The following is a 15340-nucleotide window of genomic DNA, read 5'->3' as shown; positions in this document are numbered from 1 at the left end:
AGATCGCGTTTCATGGCCACTCTGCAGGAAATCACCGACAAGATCAAAACCGCCGTCGGCGACGACAGCGGCCTCGGCAAGAGCCTGAAGTTCGACCTGAAGGGCGAAGGCGTCATCCTGATCGATGGCGGTTCGGTCACCAACGACGACGGTCCGGCCGACCTGACCATGACCCTGTCGAAGGAAGACTTCCTGGCCATCGGCGCCGGTTCGCTCGACCCGACCATGGCCGTCATGACCGGCAAGCTGAAGCTGTCGGACATGGGCGCGGCGATGGCGCTGCAGTCCAAGATGGCGGCGCTGTTCTCCAAGCTGCGCTAAGCCGATGGGGGAGCCCGCGCCTCTGGTCTCGATTCCCGAGGCGCCGGTTCCCGACCACGGCCAGGCCGAATGGTTTCGCGGCGCGGACGGGGCGACCCTCCGCGCCGCACTGTTTTCTCCGGTCAGTGAGCCGCGCGGATCGGTGGTGGTCAGCCCCGGCCGCAGCGAACCGATCGAGAAGTACTACGAGGTCGTCTCCGACCTCCTGGCCCGGAACTTCGTCGTCCTGGTGCACGACTGGCGAGGGCAGGGGCTCTCGCACCGCATGCTGCCCGACCGGCTGAAGGGCCACGCGGCCGGCTTCCACGACTTTCTCGGCGACTACCAGGCCCTGCTGGCCGCCTTCGAGGCGCGTCTGCCCAAGCCCTGGATCGCGCTGGGCCATTCGATGGGCGGTTGCCTGACCAGCCTCGTCCTGGCCCATGGCGAGACCCGCTTTTCCGCCTGCGTGCTGTCGGCCCCGATGCTGGGGCTGAACCCCGGACGCACGCCGGCCTTCCTGGCGCGGGGCCTGGCGTGGCTCGCCGCCCGCACGCCGTTGCGGGGCGACTATGTGCTGGGCGACGTCGGCGATCCGTTCAAGCACGTCTTCCCGCAGGACGCCCTGACCCACGACGCGGCCCGCTACGCCCGTCATCAGGCCCAGATCCGCGCCAATCCGGATATCGCGCTCGGCGGCATCACCTGGGGCTGGACCGATTTCGCGTTCTCCGCCTGCGACTGGCTGGCCCGCGCGCCGGGTATCGAGGCCATCTCCATTCCCGTGACCATCGTCGGCGCGGGGATCGACACCCGGGTGCTGACCTCGGCCCAGAGGGCGATCGCCGCCCGCATTCCCAAGGGGCGCTACGTCGAGATCGAGGACGCCTTCCACGAGATCCTGATCGAGACCGACGACCGCCGCGCCCGCTTCTGGGCCGCGTTCGACGACACGGTCGACCCGGTCGCCCCGCGATGAGCACGTGGCGTCCCAAGCAGGCGGTGCGGGTTGTCGCCATCGGCCTGCTGCGCCACGAGGACCGGCTGCTGGTCGCCGAGGTGCGCAACGACGACGGCTCGGTGAAGGGCTGGCGGCCGCTGGGCGGCGGCGTCGAGTTCGGCGAGACCTCGGAACAGACCCTGCGGCGGGAGTTCCTGGAGGAGACGGGGTTCGCGATCGAGATCGTCGGCCCGCCGACGGTGATCGAGAACCTCTATGAGCACGAGGGCCATACGGGCCACGAGATCATCTTCGTCTACGAGATCACGACCAGCGATCCCAAGGCGATCGCGCGCGACCGCTTCGTGATCAACGAGAACAGCCAGGACGTCTGGGTCGAGTGGGTGGCGGTGGAGCGCTTCGCCGCCGGTGAGCGGCTGCTGCCGGACGGGCTCAAGCTCTGATCCTTCTCCCCTTGCGGGAGAAGGTGTCGCCGCAGGCGACGGATGAGGGGTCTCTCAGACCTGTCCTCATCGCCCGGTCGATCAGCCTTCGCAGCGGCGCCGATCTTCGACCCCTCATCCGACCTGCTTCGCAGGCCACCTTCTCCCGCAAGGGGAGAAGGAGTTATTTCGCCGACCTTTTCAGGGCCACCAGCGCCTCGTCGAGCACGCGCTGGTCGCCGGCGATGGCCATCTGGCCGCCGTGCTGGCCGATCGGGGCGCCGCGCCAGTCGGTGACGACGCCGCCGGCGCCTTCGATCAGGGGAATGGCCGCCTCGACGTCCCAGCTCTTCAGGCCGGCCTCGATGACCATGTCCATCGTGCCGGCCGCGACCATGGCGTAGGCGTAGGCGTCGCAGCCCAGGCGGGCCAGCTTGGCGGCCGCGCGCACCTGACGCCAGGCGCCGAGTTCGGCGCCGTCGAAGCAGGCTTCCGGATCGGTGGTGGCGATGATGGCGTCGGTCAGCACCGCGCAGGGCCGCACGCGCAGGGGCTTTTCGCCGCCGCGGGCGATCAGGCGCGAGCCGGTGGCGGCCGAGCCGACATAGATTTCGTCGAGATAGGGCTGGCCGATCGAGCCCAGCACGGGACGGCCCTGATGGCGCAGGCCGATCAAGGTGGTCCACAGGGGCAGGCCCGAGATGAAGGCGCGCGTGCCGTCGACGGGGTCCAGCACCCAGACGAACTCGGCGTCCGGGCGGTCCTCGCCGTATTCCTCACCGATCACTCCGTGCTCGGGATAGCGCTCGGAAATCAGCTTGCGGATCGCCGCTTCCGCGCCGCGGTCGGCCTCGGTCACCGGATCGAACGCCGCGTGGCTTTCGCGCGGCAGGTTCTTGCCCGCCGCCTTGTCCTCCAGCCCGTGGTCGGACCGGAACAGCGGCAGGATCGCTCCGGCGGAGGCGCTGTTGAGCTCGACGATGAAGGCGTCGAGGGCGGCGATGCGATCGGCGGAGAGCGTCATGGGCAGGGCTTTAGCCTGCCCTGGCCCGCGACGCTACTCCACTGAACCGCCCAACTGAAGCGTGGGTCAGGCTTCGATCTGCTCGACGCCGTTCAGCGACTTGGCCAGGTCCAGCAGGCGGCGGCGCGGACGCTCGCCGAGCAGGTAGTAGGCCCGGATCAGGTCGATCGTCTCCTTGCGGGCGAACATCTCGCCGCCCTCGGAGTCGTTGTGCGCCGGCGCGGCCTCGCGGGCGGCGAGGTTCGACAGCCCGTCGTAGAAGTAGCCGACCGGCACTTCCAGGGCTTCGGACAGCTGCCACAGGCGCGCGGCCGAGATGCGGTTGGCGCCGCACTCGTACTTCTGGATCTGCTGGAAACGGACGCCCACGGCGCCGGCCAGTTGTTGTTGGGTCAGGCCCAGCAGCCGGCGACGGCGGCGAAGACGCTTGCCCAGGTGAGTGTCGATGTCATTGCCCATGATGGACCCTTGACCCCCGATGGCTTTTCCCCCGTCCCGAAACGGAACGGTCTGCCCTGACAGCCGCAAGTCGCGCGCCAAGCGAGGCCGAGTCGCCTGAAAGCACCGAAAGGAACCAGTCATGGCCCCGATTGCGGCGATTTCTGGGTGATAAAATCAGACGATTTCAAAGGCTTAAGGTCGGGTGTTGCGCTGGGGTGACTTCCGTTCCGCGCTGTCCCGCTCTAGTAAGGGGCGATGTCCCAAGTCCGCGCTTCCCGCACCCAAGATTTCTACTGGCGTATCGAGGCCATCGGCTACGACCTGTTCATGGGCCTGTTCCGGACGCTGGGCGTCGACGCGGCCTCGGCCCTGGGCGGATGGTTCGGGCGCACCTTCGGTCCGCTGAGCGGGGCCCACAAGGTCGCCGACCGCAACCTGCGCCTGGCCTTCCCGGAAAAGGACGCCGCCTGGCGCGCCGGCATGCTGCGCAAGCAGTGGGACGGGCTGGGCCGGACGTTCGGCGAGTTCCCGCTGATGGACAAGCTGCTGCCCTCCACCGGGCGGGTGGAAGTGGTCAACGCAGAGCGCCTGGCCCAGATCGCGCGGGACAGCGAGCCGGTGGTGTTCGTCTCCGGCCACCTGTCGAACTGGGAGGTCATGCCGGCCGCCATCGTCGATTCCGGCGTCACCTGCCAGATGACCTACCGGGCGGCCAACAACCCCTATATCGACGAGCGCATCAAGAAGAGCCGGTTCCGCTACGGCGTGCGGTTGTTCGCCCCCAAGGGCGGCGACGGCGCGCGCGAGCTGCTCGACGCCATGAAGCGCGGCGAGTCGGTGGCGCTGATGAACGACCAGAAGTTCAACGGCGGCGTCGCGGCCCCGTTCTTCGGCCACGATTCGCGCACCGCGCCGGGGCCGACCCGCCTGGCGATCCGCTTTGGGACCGTATTGCAGCCGATGTCGGTGCAGCGCACCAAGGGCGCGCGCTTCCGGGCGGTGGTCCACGACCCGATCGTCCCGCCCAGCACCGGCGACCGCACGGCCGACATCGAGGCCGGCGTGCGGATGATCAACGCCTTCATGGAGGACCGCATCCGCGAGCGGCCGGAAGAGTGGTTCTGGGTCCACCGCCGCTGGCCCAACGAGGTCTATGCGGCGTTGCTGGCGGGGGATGCGGCCGAAAAGGCCTGAGAAAAGGTCTTTCCTCACTCCCGTCATTCCCGCCCTCGTGGCGGGAACCCCTTTGTCGGTCGCAAGGGCAGGTGGGGCGGCGTGCCGGGCACGCCGCTTGCGTCTCACGTATCAGCGGAACCAGGGTTTCCCGCCACAAGGGCGGGAATGACGGGGAGAAGGGTGGAGCTAAAGCTCGATCGCGCCCTTGTCCGTCCCGCGGCGGAACGGACCGCCGTAGTGCGGATCCTGGCGGCGGCGGCGGCAGGGGCCGAAATAGTCGGCGCTGCGGATGAACGGCCGCGGCTTGAAGATCACCATGTCGATGCGGTCGAGCAGCGAGCGGGCCGTGACCGGCTTGACGACGATCTCGGTGACGCCGGCGTCGCGCGCCTCGAACACCCGGTGCCGTTCGGCGAAGCCGGTCAGCATGATGATCGGCAGGAACGGGTCGGTGCTGTCGGGCGAGTTGCGCACCAGCTGGGTGAATTGCACCCCGTCCAGCGGCGACATCTTGAAGTCGACGATGGCGATGTCGATCTGCCGATCCTTGAGGATCTGCAGGCCCTCGGCCCCGTCGATCGCCTCGTGCACGTGGCGCACGCCCACGCCCTTCAGGATCGTGCTGACGATGGCCCGCATGTGGTGGTTATCGTCCACCAGGAGGAAACGGAGCTTGTCTAGCACCGCGGACATGCGGGTTTACGCCTCATACGCGAATTTCAGGGCGGGCTGGGGATAACCATAACCACAGGGGGCTGTCGATAGGGGCTGTCCCCAAATGGTGAAGTTTGCACCGTTCACTGTCGCATTCCCGCGTCAGCCACCCAGAGACTGGGGTCGAGATTGCGGTCGCGCCACTTCAGGCGCCAGCAGAGGTGCGGACCGGTGGCCCGGCCCTCCTTGCCGACCGCGCCGATCCGCTCGCCCTGGGCCACCCGCTGGCCGGGAGTCACGTCGATGCGGGAAAGATGCAGATAGGCGCTGATCAGGCCCTGGCCGTGATCGATCAGGATCAGGCCGCCCTCGAAGTGCAGGCCGGTTTCGGCGAAGGCGACGACGCCGGCCGCCGGGGCGACCACGGGCGTGCCGACCGGCGCGGCTAGGTCGACGCCGTAGTGCGGGCGCTTGGGCTCGCCGTTGAGGATGCGCTGGCCGCCGAAGCTGGAGGATCGTCGCGTGGCCTTCACCGGCCAGATGAAGCCGGTGCGGAAGAAGTCGCCGTCGACGCGGCTGGAGAAGCCCGTCGCCTTGCGCGCGCCCTCGGCGGCGATGCGGGCCAGCAGGGCGGGATCGTCGGGCGTGACCTGCGACGGCGGCAGGCCGTCGATGCGCTGGACGTCGAAGGTTCCCGGCGCGATCGCCACGCGATGGCTGGCCGAGCCGTCGGGCGTCTGCACCGTGATCTCGGCGACCGGCGGAGCGTCGCGGTCGAAGCCGACCACGAACCAGCCGTCGGCCGAGCTCTGGGCGACGGGAACGCCGTCCACCAGCACATCGGCGCGGGGAGCGGTGCGGCCGACGACGTAGCCGCCCTGTTCCAGGCGGCCGTTCAGCGTCAGGCCAGGGGCCGCGGCGCGGGCGGAGTAGGCGAGGGGAAGGGCGGCGCCGACCAGGACGGCGAGAAGCCCCCGGCGGTTCAGGCCTTGGTCTCCTGCCAGCGCTTCAACGCCTCTTTCGGCGTGGCGTAGGCCTCCTGCAGCTCGGGGCTCCAGTAGCGCAGCGCCTCCAGCGGCACCTTGGCGCCGGTGACGGCGCAGACCACGTACTGGCCGGGGCTGAGCACGGCGAAGTCGCCGTCGCCATAGTGCAGGACGGCCAGGCCGGATTTGCCGATGTCGCGATCGTAAGCGTTCATGGGACTCTTCTACGCCAAAGCGCGGGACTAGAACAGATCGCCCTGGCCGGGTGACGGCGGGGGCGCGGGTTTCGGGCGCGGAGCGGGCTTGGGGGCCGCTTGCGCCACTGGCGGAGGGGGAGGCGGCGGCGTCGAGCCTTCGCCGTCGATCACCGCGTCGCGTTCGCCCAGCTTGAACTTCAGGTTCACGCGCTCGCCGGCGGCGAGGTCGGCGGCCGAGCGGGCCAGGGTGCCGTCCATCTTGCGCACCAAAGCAAAGCCCAGCTCCAGCGGCCGTTCGGGGTTCAGCGACTGGCGCAGCTTGTCCAGCCCCGCCAGGCGGTCCGCCTCGCGGTCGAGGCGGCGGCGGGCGACGGCGTTGAGGCGGTCCCACAGCGCCGGCAGGCGGGCGTGCTGGGCGGCGCGCTCGGGCGCGCGGCGGGCGGCCAGGTCCAGGCGGCGCGACAGGTCGGACAGGCGCTCGGCCTTGGCCTGGCGCTGGCGGGCCAGGGCCTCGGGCGACAGGCGGGCGGTGACCTTCAGCAGGTCCTGGGCGTGGACCGAGGTGTTACGGGCCAGGGCCGCGTCCAGCCGGCCGGCGGCGATGTCGAAGCGCTGCTGGGCCAGGGCCAGCAGGTCGTTGGGGCGGGGCAGGCCGCGAGCTGCCGCCTGGAGCCGCGTGCGGCGCTCTTCCACCACCCGGCCGGCGCAACGTGACAGGCGGCGGTCGTAGTCGGAGACCAGGCCCCGCAGCTCGGCCAGCACGGGCGTGGCCATCTCGGCGGCCGCCGTCGGGGTGGGCGCGCGGCGGTCGGAGACGAAGTCGATCAGGGTGGTGTCGGTCTCGTGGCCGACGGCCGAGATCAGGGGGATCGTCCCCTCGGCCACCGTGCGGGCCAGGGCCTCGTCGTTGAAGGCCCAGAGATCCTCCACCGAGCCGCCGCCGCGAGCGACGATCAGGATGTCGGGGCGGGGGACCGGTCCGCCGGGCGTAAGGGCGTTGAAGCCCCGGATCGCGCCGGCCACCTGGCCGGCGGCGGCGTCGCCCTGCACCACCACCGGCCAGACGATGACCCGGCAGGGCCAGCGGTCGCGGATGCGGTGCAGGATGTCGCGGATCACCGCGCCCGTGGGGCTGGTGATCACCCCGACCACGGCCGGCATCGAGGGCAGGGGCTTCTTGCGTTCGGCCGCGAACAGACCCTCGCCGGCCAGCTTGGCCTTCAGCCGCTCAAGCTGGGCCAGGAGCGCGCCGACGCCGGCGGCCTCCATGCTGTCGATGACGATCTGGTAGCGCGAGCCGGCCGGATAGGTGGTGATCTTGCCGGTGACGATGACCTCGAGCCCGTGCTCTGGCCGTACGCCCAGGCCACGGACGTTGCCCTTCCAGACGACGCCGTCGATGGCGGCCTTGTCGTCCTTGATGGTCAGGTAGACGTGGCCGTTGGAGTGGTGGGTGACCTTGCTGAGCTCGCCGCGCAGCCGCACGAAGCCGTAGCGGTCTTCCAGCGTGCGCTTCAGCGCGAAGGCCAGTTCCGAGACGGAATAGGCGGGCGCGTTGGAATCGGGGGAGAGGTCGGTCATCGGGGGCAGCATAAAGCCCTCCCCGCGGAACGGGGAGGGCTGCATGGCGAGAGCGCCTTGCCGACGCTTCTCTTCTTGTTCGTATCCCTCTCGAAGGCCCGGCGGACCGGGCCCTCGGCGCGCTCTTGAGGCAGAGCACGCCCGGGCGGGTTAGCCGCCTACACCTAACCCTGGCGCGCTCTAGATGTAGCGGCGCAGCGAGCGGGCGAGCTCGGTGGCGCCGCCCTTCTTCTTGGTCTGCTGCGGCTGGTAGGCCACCCGGGCGTGCTCGACGCAGTAGGGGCCTTCCGACGAGCGGCGGCCGCAGAAGGTGAAGCCGTCCGACGACGGGTCGCCGATCGGCCACTTGCACATGTGGGCGCCGAGGGTCAGCACGGTGGCCGAGCCGGGGGCTTCGTTGCGCAGGACCGGAACCGACGGCTGCTGGTGAGCCGCGACCGGAGCCGGGGCCGGGGCGACCGGTTCGGCGGCGACCACGCGGCGCGGCGCGGCCGGCATGGCGGTGGCGGCCGGACGAGCCGGGCGCGGCGCCTTGAAGGCCGGGCGAGCCGGTTGCGAGGGCGCGGCGCGACCCGACAGGCCCAGACGATGGACCTTGCCGATCACGGCGTTGCGGGTGACCCCGCCGAGTTGTTTGGCGATCTGGCTGGCGGACAGCCCGTCCAGCCAAAGCTTCTTGAGGGTGGAGACCCGTTCGTCAGTCCAGCTCATGGCCTTCTCCGCCTAAAAAAGGCGCCACGACGAGAACCCCACCTCGCCATGACCCTACATCTGGTGTACAGCACGCCCCGCCGGCGGCTGACCTACCACATAGTGTAAAGAATGCGTTAAGACGCACAATAGGCGCCAGGTACTCTGTCCACAGAAACAATATATTGATTCTCGAAGCGGGACGCTTGCGCCCGACCCTTCCCGGGCGCACATGGCGAAGGAATTTCCAGGATCGAGCCAATGAGAGACATGGCAGACAGCGTCGTTCCGCCGCAGCCGCGCGACTATCACGGCTGGAACTGGAGCGGGTTCCTCACCCTCTACCAGCGCGAGATCCGCCGGTTCTGGAAGGTGGGCATGCAGACCGTGGCCGCCCCCGTGGTCACCACGCTGCTCTACATGCTGGTGTTCGTGGTCGCGGTCGGCGCCAGCCGCCCGGCGGTCGAGGGCGTGACCTTCGGCCATTTCGTGGCGCCTGGCCTGATCATGATGGCGGTGCTCAACAACGCCTTCGCCAACTCGTCCTCGTCGCTGATCCAGGCCAAGATGATGGGCCTGACGTCCGACTTCCTGACGCCGCCCCTGACCCCGCTGGAGCAGGTGGCCGCCTTCGGCCTGGGCGCGGCGACGCGCGGCGTGGTGGTCGGCGCGGTGACGGCGGCCGTGATCGGCGTGCTGCCGGGCGCGGGCCTGCAGATCTCGCACCTGTGGGCGATCTTCTATTTCGCGATCGGCGCGGCCCTGATCCTGGGCCTGGCCGGCGTGCTGGCCGGCCTGTGGGCCGAGAAGTTCGACCAGCTGGCGGCGGTGACCAACTTCGCCATCATGCCGATGACCTTCCTGTCGGGCACCTTCTACCTGGTCGACAAGCTGCCCGAGCCGTTCCGCACGGCCAGCCACTTCAACCCGTTCTTCTACCTGATCGACGGCTTCCGCTACGGCTTCATCGGCCACGCGGATGGCAGCATCGCCATCGGTGTGGTGGTCACGGCGGTGCTGACCGTCGGCCTCTTCCTGTGGTGCTGGGCGCTGTTCCGCAGCGGGTACCGCCTGAAGAGCTGAACGGCTCCTTCTTCCCGTCATTCCCGCCCTTGTGGCGGGAACCCTTCTGTCAGCCGCTAGGGCGGTAGTGGCGGCGTGCTCAGCACGCCGCTTGCGCTTCACGTGCGAGCGGAACCAGGGTTTCCCGCCACAAGGGCGGGAATGACGGGAGGTGGGGGTGTGGCTATGGCCGCCCCACGCCCTTGACCAGCACCTCCACGCCGCTGGTCGGCCCGTCGTTGATCACGGCGATGTGGGTGTCGTTGATGAAGCGCAGCTGGCCGTCCACCTCCACGCGCGCCGACACCGAATAGCGGTGATTGGGAACGATCGACGCCGGGTCATAGGCCAGCTTGAACGCCGCCGGCGGGGCGCGGACGCCTTCGATGACGTCCTCGGCCAGCACCTTGGCGGGCGCGTCGGCCAGGCTGACGTCCTGCAGGCGCACGATCACCCTGGTCGTTGGCGGCAGCATGAGCCGCTCGCGCCAGACCACGGTTCCGGTGACGGCGGCGGGCGCGGGCGGGGCGGTCGTCGAGGCGCAGCCGGTCAGAGCCAGCAGGGTCAGGGTCAGGGGCAGGGCGGCCTTCATCGCGGATCCTCCGAGCATCTCCCCCTGTCCAAGGCTTAGGACGGATCGCTCGGCGGTGGCAAGGTAGCGGTCCCGCGTCGCCAGGGTGTGTCCCCGGCGCCCTGACGTCCAAAATTCACGGTCATTTCATTGACAGACCGGGACTTCCCGCCGACAACGTCGGGCCTTCCAGTCCCCGCGCGAAAGCCCGGGGGCTTCTTGCCTTTTGGGAGGCCGCTTTGAGCACTGCGACGTCGTCGAACCCCTCGCAACACCACATCATGGGCGTCTACAGCCGCGCCCCGCTGGCGTTCGAGCGAGGCCGAGGCGCGCGACTGTTCTCGACGGCCGGCGAAGAGTACCTGGACTGCGTGGCGGGCATCGCCACCTGCGGCCTGGGCCACGCCCACCCGACCCTGGTCGAGGCGCTGAAGACCCAGGGCGAGAAGCTCTGGCACGTCTCCAACATCTACACGATCCCCGAACAGGAAGTGCTGGCCGACAAGCTGTGCGCTGCCACCTTCGCCGACGTGGTGTTCTTCACCAACTCGGGCACCGAGGCGATCGAGTGCGCCCTGAAGGCCGCCCGCCGCTATCACGCCGTGGCCGGCAATCCGGAGCGGATCGACATCATCGGCTTCGACGGCTCGTTCCACGGCCGCTCGTACGCGGCGGTCAACGCCTCGGGCAACGCCGGCTATCTGGACGGCTTCGGCCCGCGCCTGCCGGGCTTCATCCAGCTGCCGTTCGGCGACCTGGAGGCCCTGAAGGCCGCCATCGGCCCGACCACGGCCGGCGTCATCATCGAGCCCGTGCAGGGCGAGGGCGGGGCGCGGTCGCTGACCGAGGCCCAGCTGGTCGAACTGCGCGAGATCACCCGCGAAGCCGGCGTCCTGCTGATCTTCGACGAGGTGCAGAGCGGCATGGGCCGGACCGGCAAGCTCTTCGCCCACGAGTGGGCCGAGGGCGCCGAGCCCGACATCATGTGCGTGGCCAAGGCCCTGGGCGGCGGCTTCCCGGTCGGCGCGTGCCTGGCCTCGACCGAGGGCGCCAAGGGCATGACCCCGGGCACCCACGGCTCGACCTACGGCGGCAACCCGCTGGCCATGGCCGTCGGCGCGGCGGCCTTCGATGCGATCAACACGCCCGAGATCCTCGACAACGTGAAGACCATCGCCGGCTACTTCACCCAGCAGCTGAACGGCCTGAAGGACCGCTTCCCGGACGTGGTGCTCGACGTGCGCGGCAAGGGCCTGCTGATCGGCATCAAGCTGGCCTCGAACAACCGCGAGTTCATGGCCCTGGCCCGCGACCAGAAGCTTCTGGTGGCCGGCGGCGGCGACAACTGCGTGCGCCTGCTGCCGCCGCTGAACCTGACGCTGGCCGAGGCCCAGGAAGCCGTGGCCAAGCTCGAAAAGACCTGCGAGGTCGTCCGCGCCCAAGCGGCCGCCTGATCGCATCCCTGACCCGACGCCTCCGTCCCAGCGGCGGAGGCGTCCACTTCAGCTCATTCCGGAAAGGTGGCCTGAGATGACCGCCCCCCGCCACTTCATCGACCTCTGGAAGCTCGACGGCGCCACGCTGCGCCTGATCCTGGAGGACGCCAAGGCCCGCAAGACCGCGCGCAAGGGCTGGCCCAAGGGCCGCGTCGACGCCGACGCCCCGGCCAAGGACCATGTGCTGTCGATGATCTTCCAGAAGAACTCGACCCGCACCCGCTTCTCGTTCGACGCGGCCATGCGCCAGCTCGGCGGCTCGGCGATCATCTCGACCTCGTCGGACATGCAGCTGGGCCGCGGCGAGACCATCGAGGACACCGCCAAGGTGCTCTCGCGCATGGTCGATGCGGTGATGATCCGCGCCAACAGCCACGCCGACGTCGAGCGCTTCGCCCAGGTCTCGACCGTGCCGGTGATCAACGGCCTGACCGACAAGAGCCACCCCTGCCAGATCATGGCCGACATCCTCACCATCGAGGAGCATCGCGGCGACATCGGCGGCAAGACCATCGCCTGGGTCGGCGACGGCAACAACGTCTGCTCCAGCTTCATCCACGCCGCGCCGCTGCTGGGCTTCGAGCTGAAGATCGCCTGCCCGAGCGTCTATCACGCCGACCTGCACGACCTGGCCCGCGCCGCCGGCCTGAACGGCAAGGTGACGATGATGGAAGACCCCAAGGAAGCCGTGCGCGGTTCCGACGTGGTCGTGGCCGACACCTGGGTCTCGATGGGCGACACCGACCACGACGAGCGCCTGAAGGCCCTGGAGCCCTACCAGGTCGACGACGCCCTGATGGACCTGTCCAACGACGGCGTGTTCCTGCACTGCCTGCCGGCCCACCGCGGCGAGGAAGTCACCGACGCCGTCCTCGACGGCCCGCGCTCGCTGGCCTGGGACGAGGCGGAGAACCGCATCCACGCCCAGAAGTCCGTCCTGGCCTGGTGCTTCGGCGCGATCGGCTGATCATGGCCAAGATCGAGCTCGACAAGGACGTCCGCGAGGCTGTCCTGCGCAAGCTGACGCTCTACATGCGCGACGAGCTCGATCGGCCGGTCAGCGGGCTGGAGGCGGGCTTCCTGCTGGAGTTCCTGTCCGAAACGCTCGGGCCGGCCTTCTTCAACCAGGGCGTCCGCGACGCGCAGACCCTGATGCTGCAGAAGCTCGACGACGTGGTCTACGAGATCGAGAAGCCCCTGGACTGATCCCTCTCCCCCTGCGGGAGAGGGTGGCCTCCCGGAGGGAGGTCGGGTGAGGGGTCTCTCAAAAGCAAAACGCCGCGACAGCCGATCAGCTGTCGCGGCGTTTTTCGTGGGTGCGACCCCTCATCCGTCATCCTTCGGATGACACCTTCTCCCGCAAGGGGAGAAGGACGCTAGCGCCGCTTGCCGCGTCGCACGCCTTTCGGCAGGCCGCCGCGCGGCTTCACCGCCGCCTGGCGCCGTGCGCCCAGGCGGGGCCTCGGCAGGTTCGGATCCGCGGGCACCGGGTCGCTGAGCATCTCGAACAGCAGGCCGCCGGTCACGGGCGTGGCCTCGCGCAGGCGGATCTCGACCGACAGGCCCAGCGGCCAGCGCTTGCCGGTGCGCTCGCCGACCAGCGAGTGCAGCCGCTCGTCGTGGACGAAGTATTCCTCGCCCAGGTTCGAGATCGGCACCAGGCCGTCGGCGCCGGTCTCGTCCAGCTTCACGAACAGGCCAAAGCGGGTGACGCCGGTGATGCGGCCGCTGAAGGTCGCGCCCACCCGGTCGGCCAGGAACGAGGCGATGTAGCGGTCGGTCGCGTCGCGCTCGGCGGCCATGGCCCGGCGCTCGGCGTGGGTGATGACCTCGGCCGTGTCCTTGATGCGGGCGATGTCCTGGTCGGTGAGGCCGTCGTCGCCCAGCCCCAGAGCCCGGATCAGGCCGCGGTGGACGATCAGGTCGGCATAGCGCCGGATCGGGCTGGTGAAGTGGGCGTACCGTGCCAGGTTCAGGCCGAAGTGGCCGATGTTGTCGCTGGAATAGTGGGCCTGCATCTGGGTGCGCAGGACCACCTCGTTGATGATCGCCGCGTGGGCGCTCTCGCGGGTTTCCTCCAGCAGCTTGTTGAAGCGCGAGGTCTGCGGGGCCTCGCCCTTGTTCCAGCGGATCTCAAGCGTCTGCAGGAAGTCGGCGAGGTTCTGCAGCTTCTCCAGGCTGGGCGTGTCGTGCACGCGGTAGATCAGCGGCGAGCGCTTGGCTTCCAGGCTCTCGGCGGCCGAGACGTTGGCCTGGATCATCATCTCCTCGATCAGCTTGTGGGCCTCGAGGCTGGCGCGGCGGGTGATCGAGGCGATCTCGCCTTCCTTGGTGATGACGATGCGGCGCTCGTCGCTTTCGATGGCGAGCGGCGAGCGTTGCTCGCGGCCCCGGCCCATCAGGCGGAAGGCCTCCCACAGCGGCGTCAGGATCGCGTCCAGCAGGGGCGGGGCCTTGTCGGGATCCTGGCCGGCCGGCGGCGGGGTTCCGTCGATGGCGGCCTGGGCCTGCTCGTAGGAGAGCTTGGCGGCCGAGCGCATCAGGCCGCGCACGAAGCGGTGGCTGGTCTTGCGGCCGGTCTTGTCGAACACCATCCGCACGGCCAGCGTGGCGCGGTTCTCGCCTTCACGCAGCGAGCACAGGCCGTTCGACAGGGTCTCGGGCAGCATCGGCTCCACCCGGTCGGGGAAGTAGACGCTGTTGCCCTTGTCGCGGGCGTCGCGGTCCAGGGCCGAGCCCGGGCGCACATAGGCGGCGACGTCGGCGATGGCGACCCAGACGATCCAGCCGCCCTTGTTGTTCTCGGCGTCGTCGGGATGGGCGTAGACGGCGTCGTCGTGGTCGCGGGCGTCCACCGGGTCGATCGTCACGAACGGCAGGTCGCGCAGGTCTTCGCGGCCCGCCAGCGTCGGCTCCTTGGCGGCCTTGGCCTCCTGCTCGGCTTCTTCGGAGAAGCCGGTGGGGATGCCGTGGCTGTGGATGGCGATCAGCGAGGCGGCGCGGGGGTCTTCCTCGTGGCCGACCGTTTCCAGCACGCGGCAGGGCTTGGGGCCGTAGCGACCGGCGTGGCCGGCCTGCTGCACGACCACCAGGTCGCCGTCGCGCAGGTCAGTCACGCCCGGCTGGCCGGGATCGAGGACGTAGCTGTCCTTGGACTTGCGATCGACCGGCTGGACGCGGATCTCGCGGCGCTCCTTGCGGATCACGCCCAGCACCTTGTGGGCGCTCTGGCCCAGGCGCTTGATCAGGCGGGCCTCGTACTCGCCGCTCTCCAGCTTTTCGAAGCGCACCAGCAGGCGGTCGCCCAGGCCCGGCGCGCCGGCGGCGGCTTCGTTGCGGTCGGGGGCCAGGCGCACCAGGGGAACGTCCTCGTCGCCCTTGGTCAGCTTGACGAACAGGTCGCCGTCGGTGTCGCGTTCGATCACGTCGGCCACGCCGACCGGGGGCAGGGCGCCGGCCTCGGCGAAGCCGCGGCGGCCGCGCTTGCCCAGCTGGCCTTGCGCTTCCATCTCGCGGATCATCTCGCGCAGGGCGCGGCGGTCGGCGCCCTTCAGGCCGAAGTGGCGGGCGATGTCGGCCTTGGCGGCCTCGCCGGCGTCGCGCAGGAACGCCAGCAGCGTCTCCTTGTCGGGCAGGCCCGCGGGCGGACGGTCCTTGGCCGCGACCTTGTGGGAGGCGGTCTTGGGGCGCGCGGTCTTCGGAGAAGCGGTCTTGGGAAGGCGAGGTTTGGCCATTCCCCTCGTCTAAGCCGTTTCCCGGGCGAAGGAAACGAGGAGAAC

Annotated in this window: 17 protein-coding genes and 1 pseudogene; 9 read left to right on the top strand and 9 right to left on the bottom strand. The window is 69.6% G+C overall.

Annotated features, from left to right (window positions below):
* The first annotated feature begins 12 nt into the window (after positions 1–12).
* The 4 genes and pseudogenes from AC1RRS_RS08085 to AC1RRS_RS08070 all read left to right on the top strand — a co-directional run.
* The gene (locus tag AC1RRS_RS08085) at positions 13–321 is read left to right on the top strand and encodes an SCP2 sterol-binding domain-containing protein (protein WP_110119043.1); all 309 of its coding nucleotides are present in this window, start codon (positions 13–15) and stop codon (positions 319–321) included.
* Between the two features lie 4 nt (positions 322–325).
* The gene (locus AC1RRS_RS08080; protein ID WP_492854679.1) at positions 326–1279 is read left to right on the top strand and encodes an alpha/beta fold hydrolase; all 954 of its coding nucleotides are present in this window, start codon (positions 326–328) and stop codon (positions 1277–1279) included.
* Positions 1276–1704, top strand: coding sequence for an NUDIX hydrolase (locus tag AC1RRS_RS08075; RefSeq protein WP_487292461.1), 429 nt, complete (start codon positions 1276–1278; stop codon positions 1702–1704). Before AC1RRS_RS08080 ends, AC1RRS_RS08075 begins: the two co-directional genes overlap by 4 nt.
* Positions 1701–1869, top strand: a pseudogene (locus AC1RRS_RS08070) (hypothetical protein); the annotation flags it as partial. The gene AC1RRS_RS08075 and the pseudogene AC1RRS_RS08070, both read left to right, overlap by 4 nt.
* Here the strand turns inward: AC1RRS_RS08070 and hisN are convergent.
* Both hisN and AC1RRS_RS08060 read right to left on the bottom strand, forming a co-directional pair.
* On the bottom strand, positions 1868–2707 hold the full coding sequence (gene hisN / locus AC1RRS_RS08065; RefSeq protein WP_487292460.1) for a histidinol-phosphatase: 840 nt from the start codon (positions 2705–2707) through the stop codon (positions 1868–1870). The pseudogene AC1RRS_RS08070 and the gene hisN overlap by 2 nt on opposite strands.
* A 66-nt stretch (positions 2708–2773) precedes the next feature.
* Positions 2774–3166 (bottom strand): helix-turn-helix domain-containing protein, encoded by a 393-nt coding sequence (locus AC1RRS_RS08060; RefSeq protein ID WP_110119048.1) that lies wholly within the window; start codon positions 3164–3166, stop codon positions 2774–2776.
* 237 nt (positions 3167–3403) lie between these two features.
* On the opposite strand from AC1RRS_RS08060, the gene AC1RRS_RS08055 reads away from it, so the two are divergent.
* On the top strand, positions 3404–4342 hold the full coding sequence (locus tag AC1RRS_RS08055) for a lysophospholipid acyltransferase family protein (RefSeq protein ID WP_492854678.1): 939 nt from the start codon (positions 3404–3406) through the stop codon (positions 4340–4342).
* 168 nt (positions 4343–4510) lie between these two features.
* Here AC1RRS_RS08055 and AC1RRS_RS08050 read toward each other — a convergent pair whose 3' ends face one another.
* The 5 genes from AC1RRS_RS08050 to gcrA all read right to left on the bottom strand — a co-directional run bounded on the left by AC1RRS_RS08050 (position 4511) and on the right by gcrA (position 8453).
* Complete coding sequence (locus AC1RRS_RS08050; RefSeq protein ID WP_110119050.1) at positions 4511–5017, bottom strand: response regulator; 507 nt, start codon at positions 5015–5017, stop codon at positions 4511–4513.
* Between the two features lie 104 nt (positions 5018–5121).
* A complete protein-coding gene (locus AC1RRS_RS08045) occupies positions 5122–5811 on the bottom strand; it encodes a M23 family metallopeptidase (RefSeq protein WP_492854677.1) in 690 nt (229 codons plus the stop codon).
* Between the two features lie 149 nt (positions 5812–5960).
* Positions 5961–6179 (bottom strand): DUF2093 domain-containing protein, encoded by a 219-nt coding sequence (locus tag AC1RRS_RS08040; RefSeq protein ID WP_110119052.1) that lies wholly within the window; start codon positions 6177–6179, stop codon positions 5961–5963.
* 27 nt (positions 6180–6206) lie between these two features.
* On the bottom strand, positions 6207–7742 hold the full coding sequence (gene xseA, locus AC1RRS_RS08035) for an exodeoxyribonuclease VII large subunit (RefSeq protein ID WP_492854937.1): 1536 nt from the start codon (positions 7740–7742) through the stop codon (positions 6207–6209).
* 180 nt (positions 7743–7922) lie between these two features.
* Entirely contained in the window at positions 7923–8453 is a 531-nt protein-coding gene (gcrA, locus tag AC1RRS_RS08030) for a cell cycle sigma 70 cofactor GcrA (protein WP_492854676.1), read from the bottom strand.
* Positions 8454–8693: 240 nt separating this feature from the next.
* On the opposite strand from gcrA, the gene AC1RRS_RS08025 reads away from it, so the two are divergent.
* Positions 8694–9515, top strand: a complete 822-nt coding sequence (locus AC1RRS_RS08025; protein ID WP_492854675.1) for an ABC transporter permease — start codon at positions 8694–8696, stop codon at positions 9513–9515.
* A gap of 163 nt (positions 9516–9678) precedes the next feature.
* Here the strand turns inward: AC1RRS_RS08025 and AC1RRS_RS08020 are convergent, their stop codons facing one another.
* Positions 9679–10086: a YbaY family lipoprotein gene (locus AC1RRS_RS08020; RefSeq protein ID WP_492854674.1), complete on the bottom strand. Its 408-nt coding sequence runs from the start codon at positions 10084–10086 to the stop codon at positions 9679–9681.
* Positions 10087–10304: 218 nt separating this feature from the next.
* On the opposite strand from AC1RRS_RS08020, the gene AC1RRS_RS08015 reads away from it, so the two are divergent.
* The 3 genes from AC1RRS_RS08015 to AC1RRS_RS08005 all read left to right on the top strand — a co-directional run bounded on the left by AC1RRS_RS08015 (position 10305) and on the right by AC1RRS_RS08005 (position 12767).
* Positions 10305–11519 (top strand): aspartate aminotransferase family protein, encoded by a 1215-nt coding sequence (locus AC1RRS_RS08015; RefSeq protein ID WP_492854672.1) that lies wholly within the window; start codon positions 10305–10307, stop codon positions 11517–11519.
* Positions 11520–11595: 76 nt separating this feature from the next.
* Entirely contained in the window at positions 11596–12528 is a 933-nt protein-coding gene (gene argF, locus AC1RRS_RS08010; RefSeq protein ID WP_487292453.1) for an ornithine carbamoyltransferase, read from the top strand.
* A gap of 2 nt (positions 12529–12530) precedes the next feature.
* Positions 12531–12767, top strand: coding sequence for a DUF2164 domain-containing protein (locus tag AC1RRS_RS08005; RefSeq protein WP_487292452.1), 237 nt, complete (start codon positions 12531–12533; stop codon positions 12765–12767).
* A gap of 170 nt (positions 12768–12937) precedes the next feature.
* Here AC1RRS_RS08005 and rnr read toward each other — a convergent pair whose 3' ends face one another.
* On the bottom strand, positions 12938–15295 hold the full coding sequence (rnr, locus tag AC1RRS_RS08000; RefSeq protein ID WP_492854671.1) for a ribonuclease R: 2358 nt from the start codon (positions 15293–15295) through the stop codon (positions 12938–12940).
* Positions 15296–15340: the final 45 nt, after the last annotated feature.

It is taken from the genome of Caulobacter sp. GW821-FHT12A07, from assembly GCF_058807655.1.
This window is presented reverse-complemented; position numbering and strand designations above follow the sequence as displayed.

Excerpts from the sequence above, each read along its gene's own strand:
- AC1RRS_RS08085 (WP_110119043.1), top strand. The coding sequence starts at position 13 with ATGGCCACTCTGCAGGAAATCACCGACAAGATCAAAACCGCCGTCGGC.
- AC1RRS_RS08080 (WP_492854679.1), top strand. The coding sequence starts at position 326 with ATGGGGGAGCCCGCGCCTCTGGTCTCGATTCCCGAGGCGCCGGTTCCC.
- AC1RRS_RS08075 (WP_487292461.1), top strand. The coding sequence starts at position 1,276 with ATGAGCACGTGGCGTCCCAAGCAGGCGGTGCGGGTTGTCGCCATCGGC.
- hisN (WP_487292460.1), bottom strand. The coding sequence starts at position 2,707 with ATGACGCTCTCCGCCGATCGCATCGCCGCCCTCGACGCCTTCATCGTC.
- AC1RRS_RS08060 (WP_110119048.1), bottom strand. The coding sequence starts at position 3,166 with ATGGGCAATGACATCGACACTCACCTGGGCAAGCGTCTTCGCCGCCGT.
- AC1RRS_RS08055 (WP_492854678.1), top strand. The coding sequence starts at position 3,404 with ATGTCCCAAGTCCGCGCTTCCCGCACCCAAGATTTCTACTGGCGTATC.
- AC1RRS_RS08050 (WP_110119050.1), bottom strand. The coding sequence starts at position 5,017 with ATGTCCGCGGTGCTAGACAAGCTCCGTTTCCTCCTGGTGGACGATAAC.
- AC1RRS_RS08040 (WP_110119052.1), bottom strand. The coding sequence starts at position 6,179 with ATGAACGCTTACGATCGCGACATCGGCAAATCCGGCCTGGCCGTCCTG.
- xseA (WP_492854937.1), bottom strand. The coding sequence starts at position 7,742 with ATGACCGACCTCTCCCCCGATTCCAACGCGCCCGCCTATTCCGTCTCG.
- gcrA (WP_492854676.1), bottom strand. The coding sequence starts at position 8,453 with ATGAGCTGGACTGACGAACGGGTCTCCACCCTCAAGAAGCTTTGGCTG.
- AC1RRS_RS08025 (WP_492854675.1), top strand. The coding sequence starts at position 8,694 with ATGAGAGACATGGCAGACAGCGTCGTTCCGCCGCAGCCGCGCGACTAT.
- AC1RRS_RS08020 (WP_492854674.1), bottom strand. The coding sequence starts at position 10,086 with ATGAAGGCCGCCCTGCCCCTGACCCTGACCCTGCTGGCTCTGACCGGC.
- argF (WP_487292453.1), top strand. The coding sequence starts at position 11,596 with ATGACCGCCCCCCGCCACTTCATCGACCTCTGGAAGCTCGACGGCGCC.
- AC1RRS_RS08005 (WP_487292452.1), top strand. The coding sequence starts at position 12,531 with ATGGCCAAGATCGAGCTCGACAAGGACGTCCGCGAGGCTGTCCTGCGC.
- rnr (WP_492854671.1), bottom strand. The coding sequence starts at position 15,295 with ATGGCCAAACCTCGCCTTCCCAAGACCGCTTCTCCGAAGACCGCGCGC.